This window comes from Paenibacillus pinistramenti (genome assembly GCF_005869875.1).
GTDB classification, from domain to species: Bacteria; Bacillota; Bacilli; order Paenibacillales; family Paenibacillaceae; genus Fontibacillus; species Fontibacillus pinistramenti.
The window spans coordinates 54,288-76,551 of record NZ_VAWG01000014.1 but is presented as its reverse complement, the minus strand read 5'-3'; the positions used below and the strand labels follow the sequence as shown (position 1 = coordinate 76,551).

Below are 22,264 nucleotides of genomic sequence, written 5' to 3'. Positions count from 1 at the left end.
TAAACATTTTCCCAGATAGAAATAGAGTAGTTTCCTAATACTACCTATCACATTATACAATGTGCGACTTTAGCCGTAAAGCTAATTTTTCTAATAGATAGACAAGTTTCCCCATCAGGTAGTCTTTGTCATGTCTAATCAGGTCGCCCTCTTGTGTAATGCTCTACATCTTAGACGCGGGAGTTTCTAAAAAGTTGCGGCTGCTTCAAAAAAATTATTGCTTTTTTTGAGAGCTGTTACAGACCGCCTTTTCTTCAACTTTTTAGCAGTTATGGCTGCTTACGGGATTAAGTATATCACCCCGTTTTTGGTCCGTCACCAAGCAACTTTTCCCAATACAATAACCTAAATTTATGCAATTCAAACACAAAAAAGACATCCTTTCAAAGGATGCCTTATTCGGGTATGACCAGCAGCTGCCTACCCTATAATGGTAGACATTTATCTTACTTTCATAGCGAGGTTGATCAGCTGGGTGCGAACCTCCGGATTGGAGCCTACATTCGAATAGAAGTTATCAATGGCCGTCTTGTTCTCTTTGTACTCTTTCTCATGTTTCATTGTAACCCGTGACCATTCGATCAGTTCGTTCTCCGCTTCGGTTAATGCCACATAAGCTTCATGGAAGCCGGTTTCAAGTACAAGGCCTTCCATGACCTGCTCTGTTACTTCCTGCAGCTTCTGTGCCTCTTCAATTCTCTTCTCCAAAACTCTTGCTCTATCCTCAAATTTCGATTTTGCTTTCGTATAGTTCAGCTGCGGTTTCGATAAAATTGGTTTCATATAACCCTTCACCCTTTTGCAAAAAATGTCTGGCCTTTTGATATTGTAACGTAAAACCTAATAAATTACAAAAAGATGTAATTGGTAATTCCCCCGTCTCTTTCTTCCCCGGAAAAATGAAGACCGCCCGACAGAATCCTATCGGACGGTCTATAAGGTTTAGCTCAAGGTTTTAGGGAACAGGCTCGTGCTCTGTTTCAACAATTCTACTGCTATTTTGCCTGCCTCGGCACGGGTCAGGTTCCCTTTAGGATTAAAGGTATAGGTTGTCTTACCAGAGCTGGTGCTCGCGGCTCCTTCCATAATCTTAGCCTTGGTTACGGCCTGAACGGATGGAAGCGCATAGTAATCAATGCTTCCTGAATCGGTAAAGGACTTGGCAACCGTAGCGCTAAGCTTGGAGTCATTGGTCGACAGCTTGAGCTTAAGCGCTCTGGCGATCATGACAGCTGCCTGCTCTCTGGTCAGCGGAGAGTCCGGCGAGAAGAATCCGTCACTCAGACCGGTTACAATGCCCGCCTGGGCTGCCGTCTCAATGTGCTCGTAATCCCAGGTTGCTGATTTCGAACCCGGTACGACATCAAAGAAGGTTTGATTGTCGTTGTCGTAATTGAGCGGAATATTGAGCCCCTTCACGAGCAGGGTTGCAAACTCGCCTCTTGTTGTCTGGTCGTCTGCACCAAATGCATCGTATCTAAGGTTGTTCATGATTCCCTTGGAATAGAGGGCATTCAGGTAGTTACGGGCCCATGGATGGTTCGTAATGTCGCTGTAGCCTCTGCTTAACTTCATAACCGTATAATAACCGAACTCATCGAATGGAACTTCGATCGTATGGGATTTGGTGTCGACTGCACCGCCAACGTTCTCCCATTGGCCGTCATCCGTATAACGGAACACGGTCACTGTCGATCCGACTTCATCTACGACATTATCGTTAAAGGTCAGAGTCAGCGTACCTTCCTTGGAAGGTGTAATTTTGCGTTCGGCAGGAAACTGTGTGAAGTTCCCTTCAATAGAGTAAGGAGCGAGACCATTTGTAGCTGGCTTATATCCTGTAGTGCCGCTGTCCCCCAGCTCACCTACGCCGCCGCTGATCCAGTAAATATCGGATACTCTGCTGAAGTTAACGGTGTCTGCTGTCGAGTTAAAGCGCAGAACCAGATCCGCAGGAATCTGAATACTGGATGTACCGCCCTCTGTTCGGGCGTCGACATCGACGTTGATAATGTTGCCGTAGTCATTCCGGCGTTCTACTACGCCGTCTTTAGGATCTGCAATCCCGAACAGCAATTTGGTATCCGGATAGAACTTCGTGATTCCTGAGCTGCTGCCCGTAGATTCCATAACCGTTCCTTTCGGGAAGGTCAGCTGGACCGCTTTATTAAATACGGAATACTTCGTGCTTACCTTCTCGGCCATGTACTGACTGTCAACAGCTATTGTGCTTGTGTAGTACACATCAACTGATGTAGTGGTTGTGGCTGAATCACGGACAATTGAAATTTTAATCGTATTGACTTTGTCAGCCTTCAAACCAACATAATCGTATACAAAACGGTCATTCAAATCCGTTCTCTTGGTTGCTTCGACTTTGCCGATCAAAACTTGATCTGCATCTTCCGCTTCAATATCAAAACGGACAAAGTTCTTGTTGACTACGATCTGGTCACCGACCGTCGGAACCGGCGAAAGGATACGGTAAGGCGTTACCTCGCGGGTGACATCCAAACGCTGGGATGTACGTGCACCAGTGCTGTTGATCAGCTCCAGGTTGTAAATATGGCTTCCAGGTGCCGTAAACACCAGAGCACGGATCCGCAGCAGGAAGTCGCTTTGGTTGCCTGTGAAATCGTAATAATAAGTAGTTCCGTCAAACGTAAAGGACTGCTGGATTTTGCTTTCGGTTGAAGCTGGCAGATCCATGGTGAACATTTTGGTTGTACCGAGGTACAAATTCAGGATCGTAGCGCCGCCGCCCCGGATAACCAGGTCATAGTTTTCTTCATTGGTTGTATACTTTTCGTCGGTAGAAGAATACACAAATTCTGGTGCCTGGGCAAAAATCTTAGTGATCATCTCGTCCAAAGTTGTCGAGTCGCCGTCAAATACTTCTTTGGTAGGGAAGTCCGGTCTTCCATCCACCAGCTGCGGTTTAAACTGCTTGATGTTGGACTCGTTGGTATCCACGATGTAAATCCGCAGCTCTTTGCGCACCTCATGTTTGTTGCCGGAGGCGTCCATCGAGATGCCTGAGAACACGATTTTGTTCTCGCCATATACAAGCGGACCGTTCGCCCGGATATAAAGCTCCAGACTGAAGGAGGTGCTCGTATTGGTTACACCGAGATCAACGTCTACCCCATCCGTACTGGCCATATTCTCACCAGAAATCCCGTTGATGAAGTACTGAGGACTGCTGATGTTCTCAAAACCAATATATTGCCCCGTAATTTTGAGCGTGTTGCTCGATGTATTATTGGAGTCAAAGGTGTAGGTTTGACCGTCATACAGGTTGTCTACATAGATGTAGTTCTTTGAAACATAAGTAATGGTTGCATCATATGGAGCGGTAGATGTATAAGCGAATTTCACCTTTTGCTGGCCGCTCGAGAATCCTGTGACTTTATATACCTGCTGATTGCCGCTAGTCGTTACAAGCGAAAGGGAAACCATGTTGCCCGCCAGCGGGTAATATTGTCCGGTCAAGTCGTCCGCGTCTGTGCTTGTCGTACTTGATTCAACCAGGATATAGAAGTCGCTGGAGCTTACTTCTGCCCCGTTCAGAACCGTCTTTGTAATGTCCGAAAGATCAGCACCTGTTGTGTACCCTGGCAGGTAGTACATATTTGTAATGACCTTCTCACCAGGCAGGTACTGGAATGACTTCTGGATGCTGCTGCTGAAATTTCCGTACTTCACTGACACCAGTGGAGTTTGAGCGGTAGCCACCGTTGTAACAGTGCCGCTCGTAGTCGTTTGGAAGTCAGCTGCATCCGTCAGGAACGTAACCAGACGATAGGCAGGCGTAACTCCATCGGCACCCGGGATAATAACCTCATCGTCCGCATCCCCTGTTTGGGAAGTATCAACCGTTCCATCCTCCTGGATGGCTGTGTTCTTCAGAATGGTAATCCCGGTTGATGTATTGTTTACTTTAACCTCATGGTCAGTCAAGAAATCCGAGGAGCTGGAGCCGTAAGGCAGAAGCACCTGCATAACATACTGGGCAGAAGAGGTTTCATCCGTCCAGATTGGCTTAGTCGTCAGCAAATCATAGGCTGTCCCGTCTGTTCCCATCAGATACATGGCGGTAAACGGATCATTCTTGTCAAAATAATAAACCGTTCTCTTAATAGTGATCGAGTCGGAACCGTTTAAGACCACAATCGTAAGATTGTTGGCTCCGGACTCCAGTGTCAGAGTTGGAGTGAAGAAGGTTCCGTCCGTCAGCAAGGAAGTTTGCAGTGCATCATCATCATTTACAGCGATCGTTACTTTGGTAGCGTTCTGAACGGTACCCTGCAGAGTAACTGTGGCGTTCTCTACAACGATTTTGCTGCCTTCATTCAGATTCACCGCATTCTTGCCCGATTCAAGAATCTGCAGGGTCTTCACATAAGGAACTTTATCATACAAGACGTAGAAGGATTCTGAGCAGTCCAGATTGCCTTGTCTTCCGGTAAATGTGATTTTGTTATAGCCGGCAAACAGAGTCAGGTTATCCGCTACAAACCGGCTGCTTGGATTGGTGGAATCCTGCGTCACCGTACCAGTTGTGGTATGGGTGGAATCGGTCTCATAAGTGCTGGTTGAATCATTCCAATTCAGCAGTTCGACTTTAACACTTAAAGTAGTGCCCGAAACCTTGGCATAGGTTCCTGTAATGTCGATCGTAGGGCTTGTCACAAGATAGGCCGTGTCCCTGCTAATCTGGTTGCTGCCCGGCTCCTGTGTTAAGGATACCGTGCCGCGAAGCTCAAGATCGTCCGGACTAAAATAAGTCGTCGATGTTAAACTAGACGCCGCTGATGCCGTATTCGATAACCCTGTCGGCGTTAAAGATACGATCAAGGTCAACAGAAGAAGCCAAATAAACGGCTTTTTAAGTCGCTGCTGCATGTACATGATCTCTCCTTTGATGTGTCAGTGTTAACTCTTTTATCGGACAATCCTCTCTAAATTTGAAGAAAATTGGCATAAAAAAAGTCCCCTTTTCCAAGAAAAGAGGACTTTCGTCATGTATGTTTATCTTTATAGCCGAATCACTCATATAAGCCGAACAGAGGCTTGTCCCACTACACCTTATTTGGATTCGCGGGCAGCCGTGACCTTCAGACGCAGGCGCATCAGAAAGTTCAGGAGCGGGCGTTTGGTTTTGCCGATCAGGCCGATGACTTCGGCTCCAATCTGGAGGAAGAAAGCCATGATGCAAATAACGACAAAAGTGACCCAGTTCGCTGAATAAAGCGCAGCCGACGACTGAATAATTGCTAAGACGCCAAAGAATGCAGCAATACCGTAGATAATCAGCACCGTCTGACGGTGGCTGAAGCCAAGCTCGCGCAGGCAGTGATGCAGGTGCCCTTTATCCGGTGAGAAGATTGGCTTCTTCTGCATCCAGCGGCGTACGATCGCGAACATCGTATCCGAAAGAGGCACGCCGATCAGGATCAGCGGAGTCAGGAACGATACAATGGCAACCTGTTTGAATCCAAGCAGGGAGAGAAGCGCCAGGCTGAAGCCAAGGAACAGGGCTCCGGAATCTCCCATGAAGATTTTGGCAGGGTGAAAGTTGAAATACAGAAATCCAAGAATACTGCCCAGGAGCAGCATACAAATAACAGCAATGATTTCGTTCCCCATAATAAAGGACATAACAGCAATCGTTCCGATCGCAATAGCGGAAACGCCTGCAGCAAGGCCGTCAAGGCCGTCAATCAGGTTGATCGCATTCGTAACCCCTACAATCCAAAGGAGGGTGAACGGAATAGCGATCCAGCTTTCAATCGAAGAATAAGAATGAAAAGGAATATTTGCAAATTCAATTCGAATGTCAAAACCGAATACAACGACACATGCAGTAGCAATCTGCACCAGGAATTTAAGTTTGGCGTTGAGCTGAAACCGGTCATCCAAAGCGCCAAGCAGCATAATCATTGTGCCGCCTACCACAAATGCTTTCACAAAATTTTCGTCTCTAACGGATAACACGTTGTCTGGTATGAAAGGCAGGACTGCAAACAAAGCTGCCATAACGGCGATAAAAATCCCCAGGCCGCCAAGCCGCGGCATGATGGTGGTATGCACCTTCCTAGCGTTCGGCTTATCAACTGCACCTATAAAGAAAGCAAACTTCTTGACTAATGGTGTCAGGACCAGTGCCAAAGCCAGCGTCAGCACAAACCCGATGATGTATATCATCAACATGTTCATTTCAACCCCCAATTGTTCTACCGGAATGAATTATACTCCGAAAGCAACCAAAGACCAACCTCTCCAAACGTCTATTGTAGGCTGATATTCCGCTGAATTAGCCTATTTTACTGAAATTAACCGAGGTTTTCTTTCTCCTTTAGCACTTTTACGGCGAATTTCGGCAGTGCAAGCATTCGGCGGTAGCGGGTAGGCTCTTTGAGAAGGCGGTAAAGCCACTCGGCGCGGAGCTTCTGCATCCATTTCGGCGCTCTCTTGCTGCGGCCGGAAATGACGTCAAAGCTGCCGCCAACACCCATCATAATCGGAACCCCAAGCTGCTCCTTGTACTTGGCAATCCAAGGCTCCTGCGTATCTGCCCCGCGGGCAACGAACAGAATATGCGGTTCTGCCGCTTTAATCGCTTCAATGACCTCCGGATCCTGGTCGGCTGTAAAATAACCGTCCCGCCATCCTGCGAGCTTCGCCCCCGGATACAGCATTTGTAACCTTTCGGCTGCTGCCTGAATCACTTCCGGCGCCGAACCCAGCAGGTAAAATTTCCAAGCGCGCTGCTCGCCCAGCTTCATTAATTCATGCAGAAGATCAAAACCGGCAACCCGCTCCTGAACGGGATTCCCTGCTTTGCCTGCGGCCCAGACAACGCCGGTGCCGTCCGGAACAACCAGCTCCGCGTTCTTCATAATCTCCATATATAACGGGTCCTCAAGCGCGGCCATGACCATAATCGGGTTGGCTGTAATTACCTGATGGGGCTTGCCGGACTCGGCGGCATCCGCCAGGTATTTGACCGTATCAGCCATTCCCCACTTGCTGACCCGGATTCCAAACATATTCACCGTAGGAATCGAATTGTTCTGATTCACGTTTGTCACCCTTTATCCTTCAAAAAATAATCCGCGATCCGCTGCGCCGGAACTCTTGCTTCCTGCTTCAGCTGGCCGATCTGGCCGGCATGCTGCTTCTCCCACTCCCCGCGGCTGCTCAGATAGTGCTGAGCTTTGGCGGACAGCTTCTCCGGAGAGAGCTGATCGCTGGTTCCGACAGGAACACTGCCAAGCCGGGCCAGGAAATGATCAATCTTCGGATCATAAGAGATGCCGAGCAGCGGCACGCTCCTTGAAGCTGCATAAATGAGACTGTGCAGCCTCATTCCGATCAGCAGAGAGCATCCGTCCACTTCCCGCAGCATATCCTGCGGATTATCGGTAGCCGGAGCCATGCTGATCTTACTGCCTGTACCTGATAAATCTCCAATTTGCTCCATGCAGAAGCGGGAGGCTTCCTCATCGGACGGAATATGGAACGGCAGGAAACGCAGGTGAACGCTGCGCTGGCGGGCTAAGTCCGTCAAACCTGCCGATAAAGCGGCAAGCTCTGACCGCTCTTGATTCCAGAAACGGACGGAAATGCCTACAACAGGCAGTACGGAGGAAGGCTCATCCGACTGCTGCTGAGCTGCTTCTGCCGCTGCTCCGTCCTTCGGCAGCATCTCTTCCGGCAGCTTCAAGCCCATCACTGGATCCGGAACCACTTCAATCCGTTCAGACCGAATGCCCATGGACCGGAGCAGCTCTGCAGACTCCACGTCCCTGACCGAAATATAACGGCATTTCTTGAAGACAGAAGCTATCAGGCGGTGAAACAGCTTCCGGTTAACGGGTCCAACCCCCTGCGCATAAACAAAGGTCGGCTTACCGAACCACTGGGCCAGCTTGATGATTCCCAAATAATAAGGGACCGAAGCAGGGCCTGTGGCGTCCTGAAGGAGGCTTCCGCCTCCGCTGATCAGTCCGTCGCTCTCCCGTATAGCTTTCCTGACTTCAGACAATTTCATCCTTGGAACAGCTTTGACTTTATACATTTTGGCGGTCCATTCCGGATCAGCGGATAGAACGATGGGCTCAAACGTGATTCCCGCCTTCTCCCCTTCCTGCTCAAGCGCGAACAAGATCGAGCGCAGGACCGCCTCATCTCCGCTGTTGCGGAAGCCGTAATAGCCGGAGAGCACTATTTTTCGAGTAAGAGAGGCGACCATTTCTTCCAGCACCTTTCGAGAATTTGCCAAATCAGGACAAAGATCAAGCCGAAGATCAAGCCAAAGCCAAGGCCGAGCAATCCGCGGATGAGCGAAATGAAGAACGGCGTGTGGATATGCGCAAACGTATCAACCATCGACAGCTGGCCGATCGAAGCAATAATCATGATATACAGCATTTTCGGATAGCGCAGCGCTGCGAAGACTCCCATAATAAACAGCGGATGCGCAAACAGGAATTCTTTATTCCGAGGACGCACCCCGATGGTATTCTCCAGGAAGGCCCGGAAGGACGCTTCACCCGGCAGCAGGCTGCCCGAATTGCCCGTACGGGACAAGTAGTACAAGCCGGCGATACCGATAATCGCGACAATAACGACCCAAAGCACGGTAATCGGCATCCGCAGCCATTTGCGCAGCTCGGCAAGCACGGATTCCCCTTGATAGAGGAACACGTAAACGGCGACCAGCAGCATCGGAACCGCATGCAGCAGGCTCACGCCGCGGAACTGGTTCAGCACAAGCGCGTAGGTGATATTGTTCAGCAGGCCGACCACAAAAGGAACGGCACTCAGGCTGATCAGAGCGGTCTTGACGAACAATACCAGGCTGTGGGAGAGTCTGCGGGAAACGCTCATGTCTCTGTGCGCCCCGCCCAGCTCCTTCACTTTCCGGATGGCCAGAATCGTGGCGACGGTCGGTGCACTGATCGCAGCAGCCAGCGCCAGCATCTGCTCCAGCATAGTCGGTTTAAGCACATACAGTCCCGCACTGCCGATCAGCCCCAGAATGAGCACCGCCAGGGTCCATGACGGCAGGAACAAGGAGATCATCATAGCGGTAAAGGCAACCGCACCCAGCACTACAAACAGCTTGGCGACTTTCTCCCAGGAATAGTCTACAACGTCAAACGCTTCGGCCGTGCCAATGCTGTAGCCGTCTTTCTCCACGCGGCTGATGGCATTGCCCGGCTCCTGAAGCGTATGAACAATATTGTCCAAAGGATCGGTAATCATCGATTTGGAAGGATTCCTGGATGGAGAAGCGTTCAGGTAGATCATCCGGATCTTACGGTCTTTAACCGCAAGCGAGATCCGGTCAGACAACGTTGATGGGGACTGAGTCACATCACCGTCGCTGATAGAATGAAGCCGTACGACATTGTAATCCAGCAGATAAGACAGCTTCGCGAAGCCCAGCTGCTGTTCTTTCAGACCTTCAATAACCGCGATTCCCATGCCGCGCTGCTTCAGGGAATTAGCAAAAGCGTCCAATGAGTTCTCATCAGCATTATCCCCAAAGCCTTTGACGGCAGCGCCGTCAAACAGAATGCGAGTAACGCCATAATTAGCGAATAAATCCAGTTCCTTATCCACAGCTTCTTGATCATAAGAGCCATTATCATTCATGCGCGGAAGGATCATAAACCCTTTGCTGTGAATCAGCTCCAGCGCCTGCGGATCAGGCGAAAGTGTCTTTAAGTACGCATCTTCCGGGGACGTATTCAGGCGAAGTCCCTCTAAACCGTTGATGCTCCATGGCGTAACCTCGATATCAAAGGGTTTAAACGCTTCTTCAATAATTGGAGCGTAAATTTCCGCATTTTCGGAAGACGTAAAGGCGATATAGGTGGCATTATCCTGCGCGGAATATGCCGTCTTGCTCATTTCCGCAACGTCCTGCGAGTTATAAACCATAATGCGGCGGGCTTCCTTCAGCTCGTCAAGATTGCTCTCGAAGATGGCGATCGTATTAACCCCGGCATCATGGAGCTTGTCCAGCTCGTCAGATAAAGCCGTTTCTTGATTTACCTGATAAGAAGAAATATCAAGCAGGCTCCGATAGTTAAAAACAAACTGCACCTGTTTGGCGGAATTCTCCGTCTGCACACGTTCGTAAATCAGCGGCAGAGAAGCCACCAATCCCACAACAACCAAAATCCACAACCATTTGCGGGTGGTGTTGTTCCACTTTTTCCATGTTGAATACACGAATGAACCTCCTCATTTTCCTTCCCGCATAAACCCAAAAATGGAGAGGCGGAAGGCCTATCCATTTTTGAAGTATGCGATGAGCGGGGGTGCTCCCCGCCCATATAACAGCTATGCTTCTACGCGGGACAAAACATCCTTCTGCAGCGATGCCAGACGTTCCTTGGCTTCCTCGTCGGTTGAACCTTTCACGGCAAAATAGAACTTGATCTTAGGTTCAGTTCCGGAAGGGCGAAGGCAGAACCAGGAGCCGTCCTCAAGCAGGAACTTCAGGACGTTCTCTTTCGGCAGCCCGTCTAGTCCAAGAGAGTAATCGAGCACCTGGGTCACTGCAGCGCCATTGATGGCAGCCGGCGGGCTGACACGCCAAGATGTCATCAGTTCGTTGATCTTGGCAACGCCGTCTTTGCCCTTCATAGTCAGGGAGGACAAAGTTTCGCGGTAGTAGCCGAACTCGCGGTAGATGTCTTCCAGCGCGTCCATCAGCGTCTTACCCTGCTGCTTGTAGTATGCCGCAGCTTCCGAAATTAATGAAGCCGCCACCACGGCATCTTTATCGCGTGCATAATTGCCTGCCAGATAGCCATAGCTCTCCTCGTAGCCGAAAATGTAGGTATGATCACCGGACTGCTCAAACTCGTTCATCTTCTCACCGATATATTTGAAGCCGGTCAGCGTGTTAAAGACAGTCAACCCGTAATGACGGGCGATCTCGGCACCCAGCTCGCTGGTTACGATTGTCTTGATCACAGCTCCGTTGGCAGGCAGGCTGCCCCGCTCCTTCAGCTGGCTTAACAAATAATTAACGAGAATAGCCCCCGATTGGTTACCTGTCAAAATCTCGTAATTGCCTTCGTTTGTACGAACTACCGCACCCATGCGGTCAGCGTCAGGGTCCGTACCGATCAGAATATCGGCGTTCACCTTGCGTCCCAGCTCAATCGCCATTGTGAACGCTTCGCGTTCTTCCGGGTTCGGCGACTTCACGGTCGAGAACTCGGCATCCGGCTGCTCCTGCTCCGGCACGATATGTACCTGTGTGAAGCCAAGCTTATCAAGCACGCTGCGAACCGGCTTATTGCCTGTGCCATGAAGCGGCGTATAGACAATGACCAGCTCTTTCGCGGCGCCTTCCTGCAGCAGCTCGCGGTTAACCCCCGCAGACGCTACGGTATCGGCGAAAGCTTCGTCTTCTGCCTCATCCAGCCAGACAAGCAGCCCTTTCGCCTCAGCCTCTTCTCGAGACAGACGCTTCACTTCAGCAAAGGATTCCACATCGCGGATCTGCGCAATGACCTGTTCAGCCTCATGCGGAACGAGCTGTCCCCCTGTATGGTTGTAGACCTTATAGCCGTTATACTCAGGCGGATTATGGCTTGCTGTAATTACGATGCCGCCATCGGCATTCAGACGGCGCACTTCAAAAGATAATTGCGGAGTTGGCCGGAGCGAACGGAACAGCTTGGCTGTAATGCCGTTACCCGCGAGCACCAGTGCGGATTCCAGGGCAAATTCCGGCGAGTAATGGCGCGAATCATGCGCAATAACAACCGATGGAGCCGTATTGCCATGCTCGGCGGCATTCGCCAGCAGAAAAGCGGCAAATCCCTGGGTAGCCCGTCCAACGGTATAACGGTTCATCCGGTTGCTGCCCGCACCGATCACGCCGCGCAGTCCGCCTGTACCAAACTCCAAATCCTTGTAGAAACGGTCTTCAAGTTCGGATACATTGCCTTCCAGACTACGAAGCTCCTGCTTGGTGGATTCATCAATATTGACATCCTCCAGCCAGCTTTGCACTTTGTCCTGCACTGACATTTGGTCACTCATCACAATTCCTCCTAGACGATTGGGTTTATATCTCTAATATCTCTAGCTTAAGCTTAAGATAAAGCAAACATGATCTCGCCTTCAGCCACCACTTTGTCTTCGACCTTGGCAACAGCCTTGCCTTTGCCGATGGAGCCTTTAACGCGGATGATCTCGACCTCCAGGCGGAGCGTATCCCCAGGCACCACTTGACCGCGGAACCGGAACCCGTCCAGGCCGGCAAGGAACCCGATTTTGCCTTTGTTGTCTTCAAGGGTAAGGATAGCGACAGCTCCTACCTGAGCCAGGGCTTCCGTAATCAGAACGCCGGGCATAACCGGATATTCAGGGAAGTGCCCTACAAAATAAGGCTCATTAATCGTCACATTCTTAATCCCTACCGCCCGCTTGCCAGGCTCCATCTCCAAAATCCGGTCAACCAGGAGAAACGGAGGACGGTGCGGAATGATTGCTTGAATTTCACGTACATCCATCATTAGCAGTTGTTACCCCTTTCAATATAAGGCCCCGAATAAATCACGAAAAAAGAGGCCATACTGTAATTATCCTTCGTCCCTGCAGATGCGAAGGTTAAGATAAGGGGCTTATCCATTATTCCGGCTGAAATACCGGTTTAACGGATACAGCCCTTTTGAATTACCCAAACTTGCCTGCTAGATAACAATCCCACACCATTATACATTTTCCGCCACTAAAAAGAAAACCACCTATTGCCTACCCCGGCTCCGCCTTTAGAGGGGTGTCAGCCCTTGCCGGCAATCAAAAAACCTCTGCAAACCCGGACCTTTCCGGATGGATTGCAGAGGTTGCAAAACCTGTTTATATATACGCAATATGCAGTAAGCCTATGCAGATGCCTTAACAGGATTTACTGCCAATGAGCGTGCTAAGGAGCAAATACCAGGTCGTAAACATGCCGCCAGGTGCTCCACTCCAGCAGATCGCTCCAAGGCTGTTTGCCGAATATCACATAACCTGCCCCAACACCGCCAAAGCCGGCAGCAAGAAGAAACAATACAATGAGAATGGTCCAAATCAGCGTCCGGATTCCCCGGCGCTTCCGCTTCACTTCCTGCGGTCTTTCCTGGCCGTTTCCGGCCTCCACACTGCCTTGCTGCTCACTGCTTCTGCTCTGAACACGCGACCTTCTTGGCCCGTCTGTCCGCTCCTGCTGCTCCGGTCCGGTGTATTCCGTCATTTCTGCACCACCTTATCCACGCAAGTGATTCGCCATATTCATCATGGCTTCGCTCGAGGTCAGAGCACGAGCAGAAAGCTGGTAAGCACGCTGAACCTGCATCATATCGGTCATTTCCTTGGACAAATCAACATTGGACTGTTCGAGTGCACCCTGCCGTACAGAGACGGTATTCAGCCTTGAATCACCAGCGGCCATCGAATCCAAAGACGTTAATACATCCGTTTGCACAGCCCCGGAGACCAGTCCGTATAAATTGTCGTTCAGCTCCACAAGACCTTCCGGGCGGTTTACATAATCAAGCTGCAGCTTGCCGTACGAGTAGGTTCCCGTTGAATCGGTGACCGTCAAGCTGCCATCCGAGCCCACCTGCAGTTTGGCGTCTGCCGGAAAGGTAACCAGCTGGCCATTCGTATCCAGAACGCTGTATCCCTGGCTTGTCACCAAAGCGGCCTGCTCTGGATCAGCCGGGTCAGGCTGAATTTGAAAGTCGCCTTCCCGGGTCCAGGCTGCCTGACCGTCCGGCGTGCTTACCCGGAACAGGGCATTGCCCTGAATGGCCAAGTCTGTTGACAAGCCGGTATCTTGGATGGAGCCCTGCGAGAAATCCAGGCTGAGGCCGGACATTTTGGAACCGAAGCCTACAGTGTAGCCGGAAGGGGTACTGCGGCCGGTCAGATCGGACATCCCCTCCTTCTGCTGCTGAACACGGGTTAACGTGTCCTCGAAGGAGGAATCCTTGGACTTATAACCAACCGTATTAATGTTCGCTACATTGTCAGCGAGCAGATCGAGCCGCTGCTGTAGAGCGTTCAAAGAAACCATGGAACTGATCATCGAGTTATTCATGCAGCACCTCCTATACCCGGCCTATGTCGTTAACCGCTTTATCCAAGCTCTTATCATAGTATTGAATAACCTGCTGATTGGCTTCATAAGCGCGCTGAGCCGCCATTAAGTCAACCATAGCTTTGGTAGAATCCACGTTCGAGCTTTCCAGCGAACCCTGGCGGATCTCCACCTGGGCACCTGCAGCCATTGGGTTAATGCCGGCTGCCGCAGCATCCGGCGCTTCAAACACGCCCTCACCGTCCCGCACGAGCTGGTTAGGCTGATTCGCCACGCTGATCAGAAGCTGTGCGCCCTGCGTTCCGTCCGGATTCACAATTCTGCCCTGCTCGTCCACCTTCAGCTGATCCACAGCACCGGTAACCGTAACAGGATTGTTATCCGTTCCGAGCACTTCATAGCCTTCTGCAGTCAGCAAACGTCCTGCCGCATCCACATGAAATTCCCCGTCCCGGGTATACTTCACGTTGCCATCACCGTCCCGGACCGTAAAGAAAGCCTGCGGCTGGTAGACGACTGTGCCGTCATCCTGTACCGATTTGCCGTTTGCGTCAAATACGTAGTTCTGGCCGGTTGCCGTATCCTGGACCTGAAGGTCAGCCAGGATCGCAAAATCCGTTGTCTTCCCCGTTTCGCGGGCATCTCCCTGCGTGAAAGAAGCAAGGCTTTCCTCTGCAAAGACACCCGTGTTCAGCTTGCCGATCGGGGTGCTTGTCTGCTGGTCGCCGCCGATTGCCGATAGGAGCACTTCCGGAAAAGCCCGAGCCACACTGTTGACCTGCTTGTAACCGGTTGTATTCACGTTTGCTATATTTTGAGTCACCGTGTCATGCAGCCGCTGCTGGGTCATCATGCCGGCAGCCGCCGTATAAAGTCCTCTAAGCATGATAGAGCCTCCGATTCTGAATCATCTATTTATAAGGCCAAACCGGCACTTACATTCTATTTAAGTATATCGGGATTTTAAAACCTTTTCTTAACAGACCGGTCCAAATTGTCGAGCAAAATGCCTGTCCCTTTAACCACGCAGTGCATCGGATCGTCCGCTACCAGAACAGGAACGTGAAGCTCGCTCGCCAGGAGCTCGTCCAGTCCGTGCAGAAGCGCTCCGCCGCCCGTCAGAATGACGCCTCTGTCGATAATGTCTGCGGACAGCTCCGGCGGTGTGCGCTCCAGCACGGATTTCGCCGCTGCAACAATAGCGGATACCGAATCCCACAGCGCTCCCTGAATTTCTGAAGAAGTGATGGTGATCGTCTGCGGCAGGCCGGATACCATGTCACGTCCGCGGATATCCATTTCAGCAGAACGGCCGCCGGGATGAACGGTTCCGATATTGATCTTGATGTCTTCGGCCGTGCGTTCGCCGATCATCAGCTTATATTTGCCCTTGATATAACGGATAATGGAGTCGTCGAGCTTGTCCCCCGCCATTTTTATAGAGGAAGCCGTGACGATGTCCCCCATCGAGAGCACCGCCACATCCGTTGTTCCTCCGCCGATATCGACAACCATGTTGCCGCTTGGCTCGTAAATATCCATACCTGCGCCAATGGCTGCAGCTTTGGGTTCTGCTTCCATAAAAACTTCCTTGGCGCCGCTGCGCTCCGCCGCTTCCCGAATGGATTTCTGCTCGACGGAAGTGATATTAGTAGGCGCACAAATCAGAATACGGGGATGGCTGTACCAGTTCTTCCCTCCGACACGATTAATGAAATGCTTCAGCATCGTCTCCGTAATTTCAAAATCAGCAATGACCCCGTCCATCAGCGGACGGATCGCCACAATGTTGCCGGGTGTACGTCCCACCATGCGCCGGGCATCTTCGCCTACGGCAAGGACACGCTTGGTGTCGCTTTCGATCGCAACCACCGAAGGCTCGTCAAGCACTACCCCTTTGCCTTTCACGTGTATCAGCACATTTGCCGTGCCAAGATCAATCCCGATATCCTTGCCCATTCCTGCATCCCCCAAAGCGTTATTTTAATAGTCATATGGTAAAAAAAAGCCCAGCTGATCCCGCATCACACTTATTCGACATGATCCTGCGATATTCGAGAGAATCCGGCTTTTGGTTGGAAAAATCCGCATTCTATTACCATATTTTAAAATATCATACTTCGGGGGACCTGTTCAATTAAAAAACGCTGAATATTGACGTTAAACTTAACTATTACCCGATTGTTCACAGACTTAAACACTGTCCTTCAGAATTATTTCTTTTACTGGGAGGATGTCACGATTTCTCGGTTTTTGGAGCTTCCTTTCTTGTACTTGATCTTGGTCGCTTCGCCTCCCCTCAGATGACGAATGGACTTGTGGTATTCCAAAATGTGCTTGACCTGGTCGGCAAGATCCGGATTGATCTCCGGCAGCCGCTCGGTCAAATCCTTATGCACTGTGCTTTTTGAGACGCCAAATTCTTTGGCGATCGTCCTGACCGTGTGCTTGGTCTCCACGATGCAGCGGCCGATTTTGATGGTACGCTCCTTAATGTAGTCGTGCACGCTCCCGCCTCCCTACTCGAGATAGTTTGGTACATTATATGAGGGGCGGGCCTAGATATTCTTTGTTTAAAGGGGCCTAAGGCTTAGGGCAGGCGGAGGAGGGAAGGAGGATAAAGTTTGAAGCGAGGGCTGGGACAAGGACAAAACCGCGCCAGTCCGGCGTTCTTATCAAATTGGGGAATCGGGTACAAGCTGTGCATTTTTCGAAAAAAGCCCGAAAAAACCGGAGCATCGCCCGCCCCGGTTTTGTTCGTTATGCAGCCGGCTGGCTGCAAGGCTTATTTATTTCTTGCTGTTGTCAGGCAGCAGGGAAGCCGGATTTACGGCTTCGCCATTTTCGTAAACCTCGAAATGAAGGTGGTTGCCAAGGTCTTTGCCGACTTCATTCTTACCGGCGGATGCAAGGGTTTGTCCCTGCTTGACCTCGTCGCCCTGTTTAACCTTCACATCGGACAAGCTTTCATAGACGGTCTTCAGGTTGTTCGCATTTGTTACTTCGACTGTGTAGCCGTTCAGGGCATGCTGCTCGACTTTGGTTACCTTGCCGCCAAGCGCGGCCTGCACTTCAAATGCGGCTTTGTCGCTCCGCGCTACATCGATTCCCGTATTCGGCATAAACATATCGTTGTATTGTACCATTGCTGCTTCATGCTCTTCCGTGGAACCGTCTTTATCATAGAACGGCTTGACGATGCTGACCTCTGAAGCCTCCGCTACCGGCCATACAAAATCCTCGCTTACTGCGGTCGTTTCTACGGCCTCTTCGCTGGCAGCCTGATCTTTCTGATCCGCTGCATTAGGGTCTGCCGCCGGCTTCGCATCCGTTTGTACCGAGCTTACATCATCAGTTACAGCAGCTGCTGGAGTATTGTCGGCCGTCTCTTTGTGGCTGGAATCCTGATAGACCCAAACCAGCGCCAGGATAATCGCTGCAGCGGCTACATAAGCGGCCGGGTAAATCCATCTCTTCGACATGGCTTTCTTCCAAGAAGACACCGGAGCGATCGGTTCCCCCACTAGATTTTTAGGAGATTCTTCTTGTTTGTTCTTGTTTTTTTGTTCATTCATATGATTATCACCTCAGTAACAAGTGTTACCGCGGCGAACTCTTTTATACTTGCTTTATAGTATTTTTTTCTAGAGGTCTCATTTGAGGAAGCTGGAAGAAGTATCAAAGGCGATTCCCGTATAATAGTGTTTCAGAATTTCCTCCGCGCTGTACCCCTCCTGCGCCATCCCGTTCGCGCCCCACTGGCTCATTCCGACGCCATGTCCGTATCCGTAAGTCGTAATTACAGCTTCGCTCTTGTCTAGCTCTATATCAAAGCGGCTGGAGCGCAGCCCCAGCTTCTCGCGTACTTCCCGGCCTGTGAACAGCTTGCCGCCGATCTGAATCTCTTTAATGCTGTCTCCCCGGGTGCGTTCCAATATGGTAAAAAGATTCGCCGCCGCACTCTGGCTCTTGCTTGTGCCGGTCTGTGCAAGCGCGGTAAGAGAGGGTTCGGTCAGCCCCAGCTTGGTATAAACCTGCTGCAGCGGAATTCGGACCGTTTCTTTATAGGATGGGTCGATCTTCGCATCCCACGGGCTCGCGACGCTCCGCAGATAGGGAATTTTTCCGGTCCAATAGTCCTCTGAATTCTCTGTATAGCCGCCGCTAGCGGAGAAGAAGAGAGCCGTAATCGGCTTCCCCTGATAGGTTAGGATCTCGCCCGCCGTATCAGCGACCGCCTTCTGCAGCTTCTGCAGCGCGGCTTCTTTGCCCTTCGACTTCCAGGCGGCGAGCTCTGCCTTGGACAGATACGCCTGATGGGTGACGGTATCCGTCACATCGGCGGCTTCCCCCGGGACGCCGCTGCGGTCGCCGGCGGCGAGCCGTTTGACGATGAAGGTCCGGGAGGCCACCGCCTGGGCCTTCAGCGCCTCGATGCCGAAATCGGACGGCATCTCCGCCGCCAGCACGCCGAGCACATACTGCTCGAGCGGCAGGGTCTCCACCGCCCCGGTGTCCGTCAGATAGACGGACACCGGCGGCCCGTCCGCGAGCTGCGCAGCGGACGGCACTTGCCCGGCCGGCGCCGTCTGGCCGGCCGGCGGGGTGCCCTGCGGCGTGCCGAAGGCGCCGCGGTGCACCAGGAGCGCTGGCAGCAGCACAGCCAGCGCGGCCAGCCCTGCGGCGGCCATAGGCAGCCGCAGCCGCCTCCGGCGGAGCGGACCGCCCCAGCGGGGCGGTCTGCGGGCGCCGGAGGCCCGGGGCAGTGGCCGCGACATTCCGCGGCCACTGCCCTGCGCTGGCGCATCGTTCAGGCTGGCCCCGCGGCCCAGCTGAACATGCGGCTTATCCGCAAGCTTAAATGCAAGCGGCGCTCTATGCGCTTTTTCCGCTTTGCCAGCTTCTCCAGCTTTTTCAGCTCTGTCAGCTTTTTCAGCTTTTTCAGCTTTTTCAGCTTTTTCAGCTTTTTCGGCTCTGTCAGCTTTGTCTGCTTTACCAGCTTTACCCGCTTTATCCGCTTCATCCGCTTTACCCGCTTTTTCAGCGCTGTCAACTTTTTCAGCTTTATCAGATCTTTCAGCTATCTCAGCTCTGTCAGCTTTGTCAGCTCTGTCAGTCCTGTCCCCTCTATCCACTCCGCACACTCTATACGCCGTGTCTACGTTATCCGCTCCGCCAGTTCTTACCGTTTTGGCGGCTCTATCAGCCTTGACCACTCCGCCTGCTCTCTCTGCTTTCTCTGCTTTCTCTGCTTTCTCTGCTTTCTCTGCTTTCTCTGCTCTCTCCACTCCGCCCATACGTTCCGCTCTTCCTGCTTGGCCTGTTCTCATTTTGTGAATTCTACCTCCGTGTCCCCATGCTGCTCTTGCTCTCGCAAGTGCTCAAACGATGATTCCGCTTCAGGCTCCCTAGCTTGCGGCAATCAGTATACTTATAGATATGAGTTTTGGGGATCTGCTAGAACCTTTTAAAACCTGCAAGAAAGATAGACAACCCGCCCATCCGCGCAAAAAAATAGGCCAGCCAGAAATCTCTGGCTGACCTGATCATACGAAAAGCAGCCCTCCCCGGGCTGCTCCATTCCTATAAAACCGCTCCTGCCGCTCATGCTGCTCCTGCCGCTGCTTCTACTTCATTCGCCGCTCTTTAACGGAAGCCATTTCAGCACATCCTGAATATGCGCGTCCCAATACTCCCAATTGTGGTCTCCCTCATCAAATACCGTCGTCACTTCATAGCCGGTCCGGTCCGCGAGTTCCTTGAATTTCACATTGCCCTCATAGAGAAAATCTTCCGTTCCGCAGCACTGATAAAGAAGCGGTTTGGGTCCCTCAGACGCCGCTGCCTTCTCCAGCAGCCAAAGCGTATCGTTTTCCGTCCCCTCTATGTCCCGGCCGCCAAATACGAGAGAAAGACTCTTCGCTGTATGGGGATTAGTCTTGATGTGGCCGGCCAGATCAAGGACACCGGACAGGCTGGCTGCCGCTGCAAACTGTTCCGGGCAGCGGAGCGCCCATTTGAATGCCCCGTAGCCGCCCATGGACAATCCAGCTACAAACCGGTCTTCTCTCTTCTCAGACAGCGGAAAGAAAGACGCGGCCAGCTTCGGCAGCTCATCACTCAAGAAAGTCCAGTATGGATTGCCGTATTCCATATCGCTATAGAAGCTTTGATGGACATTAGGCATCACTACGGCGATCCCCAAAGAGGCGACGTATCTTTCAATGGATGTGCGTCTCAGCCAGATGGTATCATCATCGCTGTAACCATGGAGCAGGAACAGCACGGGGTATTTTCCTTGCCGCCGTTTGCTCTCCACCCCAATCTCTCTAGTTGTTTCCTGCGGAAGAATTACGGTCATTTGCGTACTTAATCCCAATACTTCGGAGAAAAACTGACACTGAATTAAAGCCATATCCCTCAATCCCTTCCCGTTTTGGCCGCTGAATGATTGCGCTTTCTTTCTATTATACCTTCCCTCTCTCCTTCTGCAAAAAGCAAAATAAAAAGCCGCCCGTCGGCGGCCTTTTATACACTCCAAAACTTGCTGAACTTAAGCCCAGCTCGTTTGAATTTTCAATTTCGGAAGCTCTTCCAGAACTGCTTCGGTGCGTTCCTTCTTCACGCTTTCCTTATCAAGCTCAATGCGCCAAATATCAGCACCCAGCCCGGACAGCTTCTCTGCAAGATTCACATATCCGCGGTCGATATGATGCGTTCCGCTGACCTCTGTTGTTCCTTCGGCTGCCAACCCGGCAAGGATAAGCGCAGCTCCGGCTCTCAAGTCCGTTGCACATACCTTTGCTCCTGTCAGTTTGGAAGCCCCGCTGACGATCGCCGTACGGCCTTCAACCTTGATTTGTGCATTCATCAGTGAAAATTGATCCACATGCATAAACCGGTTCTCGAACACCGTTTCCGTTACCACACTTGTACCTTCCGATTTCAGCAGAAGTGCCATCATTTGTGACTGCATATCCGTCGGGAAACCTGGATAAGGAAGCGTCTTGACGTCCACTGATTTCAGCGGGTGCTTAGCCGCGACACGAATGCCGTTTTCCTTAATCTCAATACCAACGCCCATTTCTTCGAGCTTGGCAATAACAGGGTTCAAATGATCAGCGATTGCCCCTTCCACAAACACATCGCCGCCCGTAATTGCAGCCGCAATCATGTAAGTTCCGGCTTCCACCCGGTCTGGTATAACCGTATGATCAACGCCGTGCAGCTTATCTACGCCTTCAATCCGGATCATTTCTGTACCAGCTCCGCGGACAATTGCTCCCATGCTGTTCAAGTAATTGGCCAAATCGACAATTTCCGGCTCTTTCGCCGCATTTTCGATAATGGTTGTGCCTTCCGCCAAAGATGCGGCCATCATAATATTTTCAGTCGCGCCAACGCTAGCCACGTCCAGGTAAATCTTAGCTCCACGGAGTCTTCCTTCCGTTATTGCCTCAACGTACCCTTGGCCCAGATTAATTTTAGCTCCCATTGCTTCAAAGCCCTTTAGGTGCTGGTCAATCGGTCTTGTTCCAATCGCGCAGCCGCCAGGCAGTGAAATGCGCGTATGGCCGAGTCTGGTCAGCAGAGGACCCATGACCAAGAAAGAAGCTCTCATCTTTCTAACCCACTCATAAGGCGCTTCATAGGAAGTCAACTGACGAGCATCAACCGTAATAACCTCCTGGTCATATGTAACGTTTGCCCCCAGCGATTCCAATACCCGGTTGATCGTCCTTACATCGTCAAGAGGTGGAGCATCTCGGATAATACTGACCCCTTCTTCACCTAATAAAGAAGCTGCGATAATCGGCAGCACTGAGTTTTTTGCTCCGCTAACTTTTACGTTCCCGGTCAACACATTGCCGCCGCGGACGATAAATTTACTCATACGGTTCCCTCCGCGCGTTCATTTTCTCTTTTCTCACCATGAAGTTTGGCGGATTGCTCCGCTGATATGGAATGCAGAATTCCATCCGAATCACAAAGTTCATCTTAGCATTGTTAATTTCAGGCGCACAAGGTACTTTCGCCGGAGGGATAGGCCAAAAGGAGTAGGACCTACACCGCTGGGCTTCTTAGATAAGATAATTAAAAAGACAAGGACCCTTATCCACCATTGTTAACACTTCGATT

17 protein-coding genes are annotated in these 22,264 nt (G+C 51.3%); all 17 read right to left on the bottom strand.

What is annotated here, in order from left to right:
• Positions 1 to 441: 441 nt before the first annotated feature.
• On the bottom strand, positions 442 to 783 hold the full coding sequence (locus tag FCN15_RS15105) for a hypothetical protein (RefSeq protein WP_138495817.1): 342 nt from the start codon (positions 781 to 783) through the stop codon (positions 442 to 444).
• A 159-nt stretch (positions 784 to 942) separates the two neighbouring features.
• Positions 943 to 4,905 carry an S-layer homology domain-containing protein gene (locus FCN15_RS15100; RefSeq protein ID WP_162515374.1) on the bottom strand — a complete coding sequence of 1,321 codons (3,963 nt, stop codon included), beginning with the start codon at positions 4,903 to 4,905 and terminating at the stop codon, positions 943 to 945.
• Between the two features lie 183 nt (positions 4,906 to 5,088).
• Positions 5,089 to 6,213: an MraY family glycosyltransferase gene (locus FCN15_RS15095; RefSeq protein WP_138495838.1), complete on the bottom strand. Its 1,125-nt coding sequence runs from the start codon at positions 6,211 to 6,213 to the stop codon at positions 5,089 to 5,091.
• Between the two features lie 122 nt (positions 6,214 to 6,335).
• Positions 6,336 to 7,052, bottom strand: a complete 717-nt coding sequence (locus FCN15_RS15090) for a WecB/TagA/CpsF family glycosyltransferase (protein WP_138495837.1) — start codon at positions 7,050 to 7,052, stop codon at positions 6,336 to 6,338.
• 38 nt (positions 7,053 to 7,090) lie between these two features.
• The gene (gene csaB / locus FCN15_RS15085; RefSeq protein ID WP_138495815.1) at positions 7,091 to 8,257 is read right to left on the bottom strand and encodes a polysaccharide pyruvyl transferase CsaB; all 1,167 of its coding nucleotides are present in this window, start codon (positions 8,255 to 8,257) and stop codon (positions 7,091 to 7,093) included.
• Entirely contained in the window at positions 8,230 to 10,248 is a 2,019-nt protein-coding gene (locus FCN15_RS15080; RefSeq protein ID WP_138495814.1) for a DUF5693 family protein, read from the bottom strand. Before FCN15_RS15080 ends, csaB begins: the two co-directional genes overlap by 28 nt.
• Before the next feature lie 111 nt (positions 10,249 to 10,359).
• The gene (locus tag FCN15_RS15075) at positions 10,360 to 12,078 is read right to left on the bottom strand and encodes a phospho-sugar mutase (RefSeq protein WP_138495813.1); all 1,719 of its coding nucleotides are present in this window, start codon (positions 12,076 to 12,078) and stop codon (positions 10,360 to 10,362) included.
• Between the two features lie 53 nt (positions 12,079 to 12,131).
• Entirely contained in the window at positions 12,132 to 12,554 is a 423-nt protein-coding gene (fabZ, locus tag FCN15_RS15070) for a 3-hydroxyacyl-ACP dehydratase FabZ (RefSeq protein WP_138495812.1), read from the bottom strand.
• 410 nt (positions 12,555 to 12,964) lie between these two features.
• Complete coding sequence (locus tag FCN15_RS15065; protein WP_138495811.1) at positions 12,965 to 13,276, bottom strand: DNA-directed RNA polymerase subunit beta; 312 nt, start codon at positions 13,274 to 13,276, stop codon at positions 12,965 to 12,967.
• A 12-nt stretch (positions 13,277 to 13,288) separates the two neighbouring features.
• Positions 13,289 to 14,125, bottom strand: a complete 837-nt coding sequence (locus FCN15_RS15060; protein WP_138495810.1) for a flagellar hook-basal body protein — start codon at positions 14,123 to 14,125, stop codon at positions 13,289 to 13,291.
• A gap of 10 nt (positions 14,126 to 14,135) precedes the next feature.
• Positions 14,136 to 15,011, bottom strand: a complete 876-nt coding sequence (locus tag FCN15_RS15055) for a flagellar hook-basal body protein (protein WP_138495809.1) — start codon at positions 15,009 to 15,011, stop codon at positions 14,136 to 14,138.
• Between the two features lie 77 nt (positions 15,012 to 15,088).
• Positions 15,089 to 16,084, bottom strand: coding sequence for a rod shape-determining protein (gene mreB, locus FCN15_RS15050; protein WP_138495808.1), 996 nt, complete (start codon positions 16,082 to 16,084; stop codon positions 15,089 to 15,091).
• A gap of 263 nt (positions 16,085 to 16,347) precedes the next feature.
• Positions 16,348 to 16,632: a sporulation transcriptional regulator SpoIIID gene (gene spoIIID / locus FCN15_RS15045; RefSeq protein WP_138495807.1), complete on the bottom strand. Its 285-nt coding sequence runs from the start codon at positions 16,630 to 16,632 to the stop codon at positions 16,348 to 16,350.
• A gap of 282 nt (positions 16,633 to 16,914) precedes the next feature.
• A complete protein-coding gene (locus FCN15_RS15040; RefSeq protein WP_138495806.1) occupies positions 16,915 to 17,700 on the bottom strand; it encodes a M23 family metallopeptidase in 786 nt (261 codons plus the stop codon).
• A gap of 78 nt (positions 17,701 to 17,778) precedes the next feature.
• Complete coding sequence (gene spoIID / locus FCN15_RS19525) at positions 17,779 to 19,455, bottom strand: stage II sporulation protein D (RefSeq protein WP_238996707.1); 1,677 nt, start codon at positions 19,453 to 19,455, stop codon at positions 17,779 to 17,781.
• Between the two features lie 302 nt (positions 19,456 to 19,757).
• A complete protein-coding gene (locus tag FCN15_RS15025) occupies positions 19,758 to 20,540 on the bottom strand; it encodes an alpha/beta hydrolase (protein WP_138495805.1) in 783 nt (260 codons plus the stop codon).
• A 138-nt stretch (positions 20,541 to 20,678) separates the two neighbouring features.
• Complete coding sequence (gene murA, locus FCN15_RS15020) at positions 20,679 to 22,019, bottom strand: UDP-N-acetylglucosamine 1-carboxyvinyltransferase (RefSeq protein WP_138495804.1); 1,341 nt, start codon at positions 22,017 to 22,019, stop codon at positions 20,679 to 20,681.
• Between the last annotated feature and the right edge of the window lie 245 nt (positions 22,020 to 22,264).

Coding starts and splice junctions, on each gene's coding strand:
- FCN15_RS15060 (WP_138495810.1), bottom strand. CDS start 14,125: ATGAATAACTCGATGATCAGTTCCATGGTTTCTTTGAACGCTCTACAG.
- FCN15_RS15095 (WP_138495838.1), bottom strand. CDS start 6,213: ATGTTGATGATATACATCATCGGGTTTGTGCTGACGCTGGCTTTGGCA.
- FCN15_RS15100 (WP_162515374.1), bottom strand. CDS start 4,905: ATGCAGCAGCGACTTAAAAAGCCGTTTATTTGGCTTCTTCTGTTGACC.
- mreB (WP_138495808.1), bottom strand. CDS start 16,084: ATGGGCAAGGATATCGGGATTGATCTTGGCACGGCAAATGTGCTGATA.
- spoIID (WP_238996707.1), bottom strand. CDS start 19,455: ATGAGAACAGGCCAAGCAGGAAGAGCGGAACGTATGGGCGGAGTGGAG.
- csaB (WP_138495815.1), bottom strand. CDS start 8,257: ATGGTCGCCTCTCTTACTCGAAAAATAGTGCTCTCCGGCTATTACGGC.
- fabZ (WP_138495812.1), bottom strand. CDS start 12,554: ATGATGGATGTACGTGAAATTCAAGCAATCATTCCGCACCGTCCTCCG.
- FCN15_RS15065 (WP_138495811.1), bottom strand. CDS start 13,276: ATGACGGAATACACCGGACCGGAGCAGCAGGAGCGGACAGACGGGCCA.
- FCN15_RS15075 (WP_138495813.1), bottom strand. CDS start 12,078: ATGAGTGACCAAATGTCAGTGCAGGACAAAGTGCAAAGCTGGCTGGAG.
- FCN15_RS15090 (WP_138495837.1), bottom strand. CDS start 7,052: ATGTTTGGAATCCGGGTCAGCAAGTGGGGAATGGCTGATACGGTCAAA.
- FCN15_RS15040 (WP_138495806.1), bottom strand. CDS start 17,700: ATGAATGAACAAAAAAACAAGAACAAACAAGAAGAATCTCCTAAAAAT.
- FCN15_RS15025 (WP_138495805.1), bottom strand. CDS start 20,540: ATGGCTTTAATTCAGTGTCAGTTTTTCTCCGAAGTATTGGGATTAAGT.
- FCN15_RS15105 (WP_138495817.1), bottom strand. CDS start 783: ATGAAACCAATTTTATCGAAACCGCAGCTGAACTATACGAAAGCAAAA.
- murA (WP_138495804.1), bottom strand. CDS start 22,019: ATGAGTAAATTTATCGTCCGCGGCGGCAATGTGTTGACCGGGAACGTA.
- FCN15_RS15055 (WP_138495809.1), bottom strand. CDS start 15,011: ATGCTTAGAGGACTTTATACGGCGGCTGCCGGCATGATGACCCAGCAG.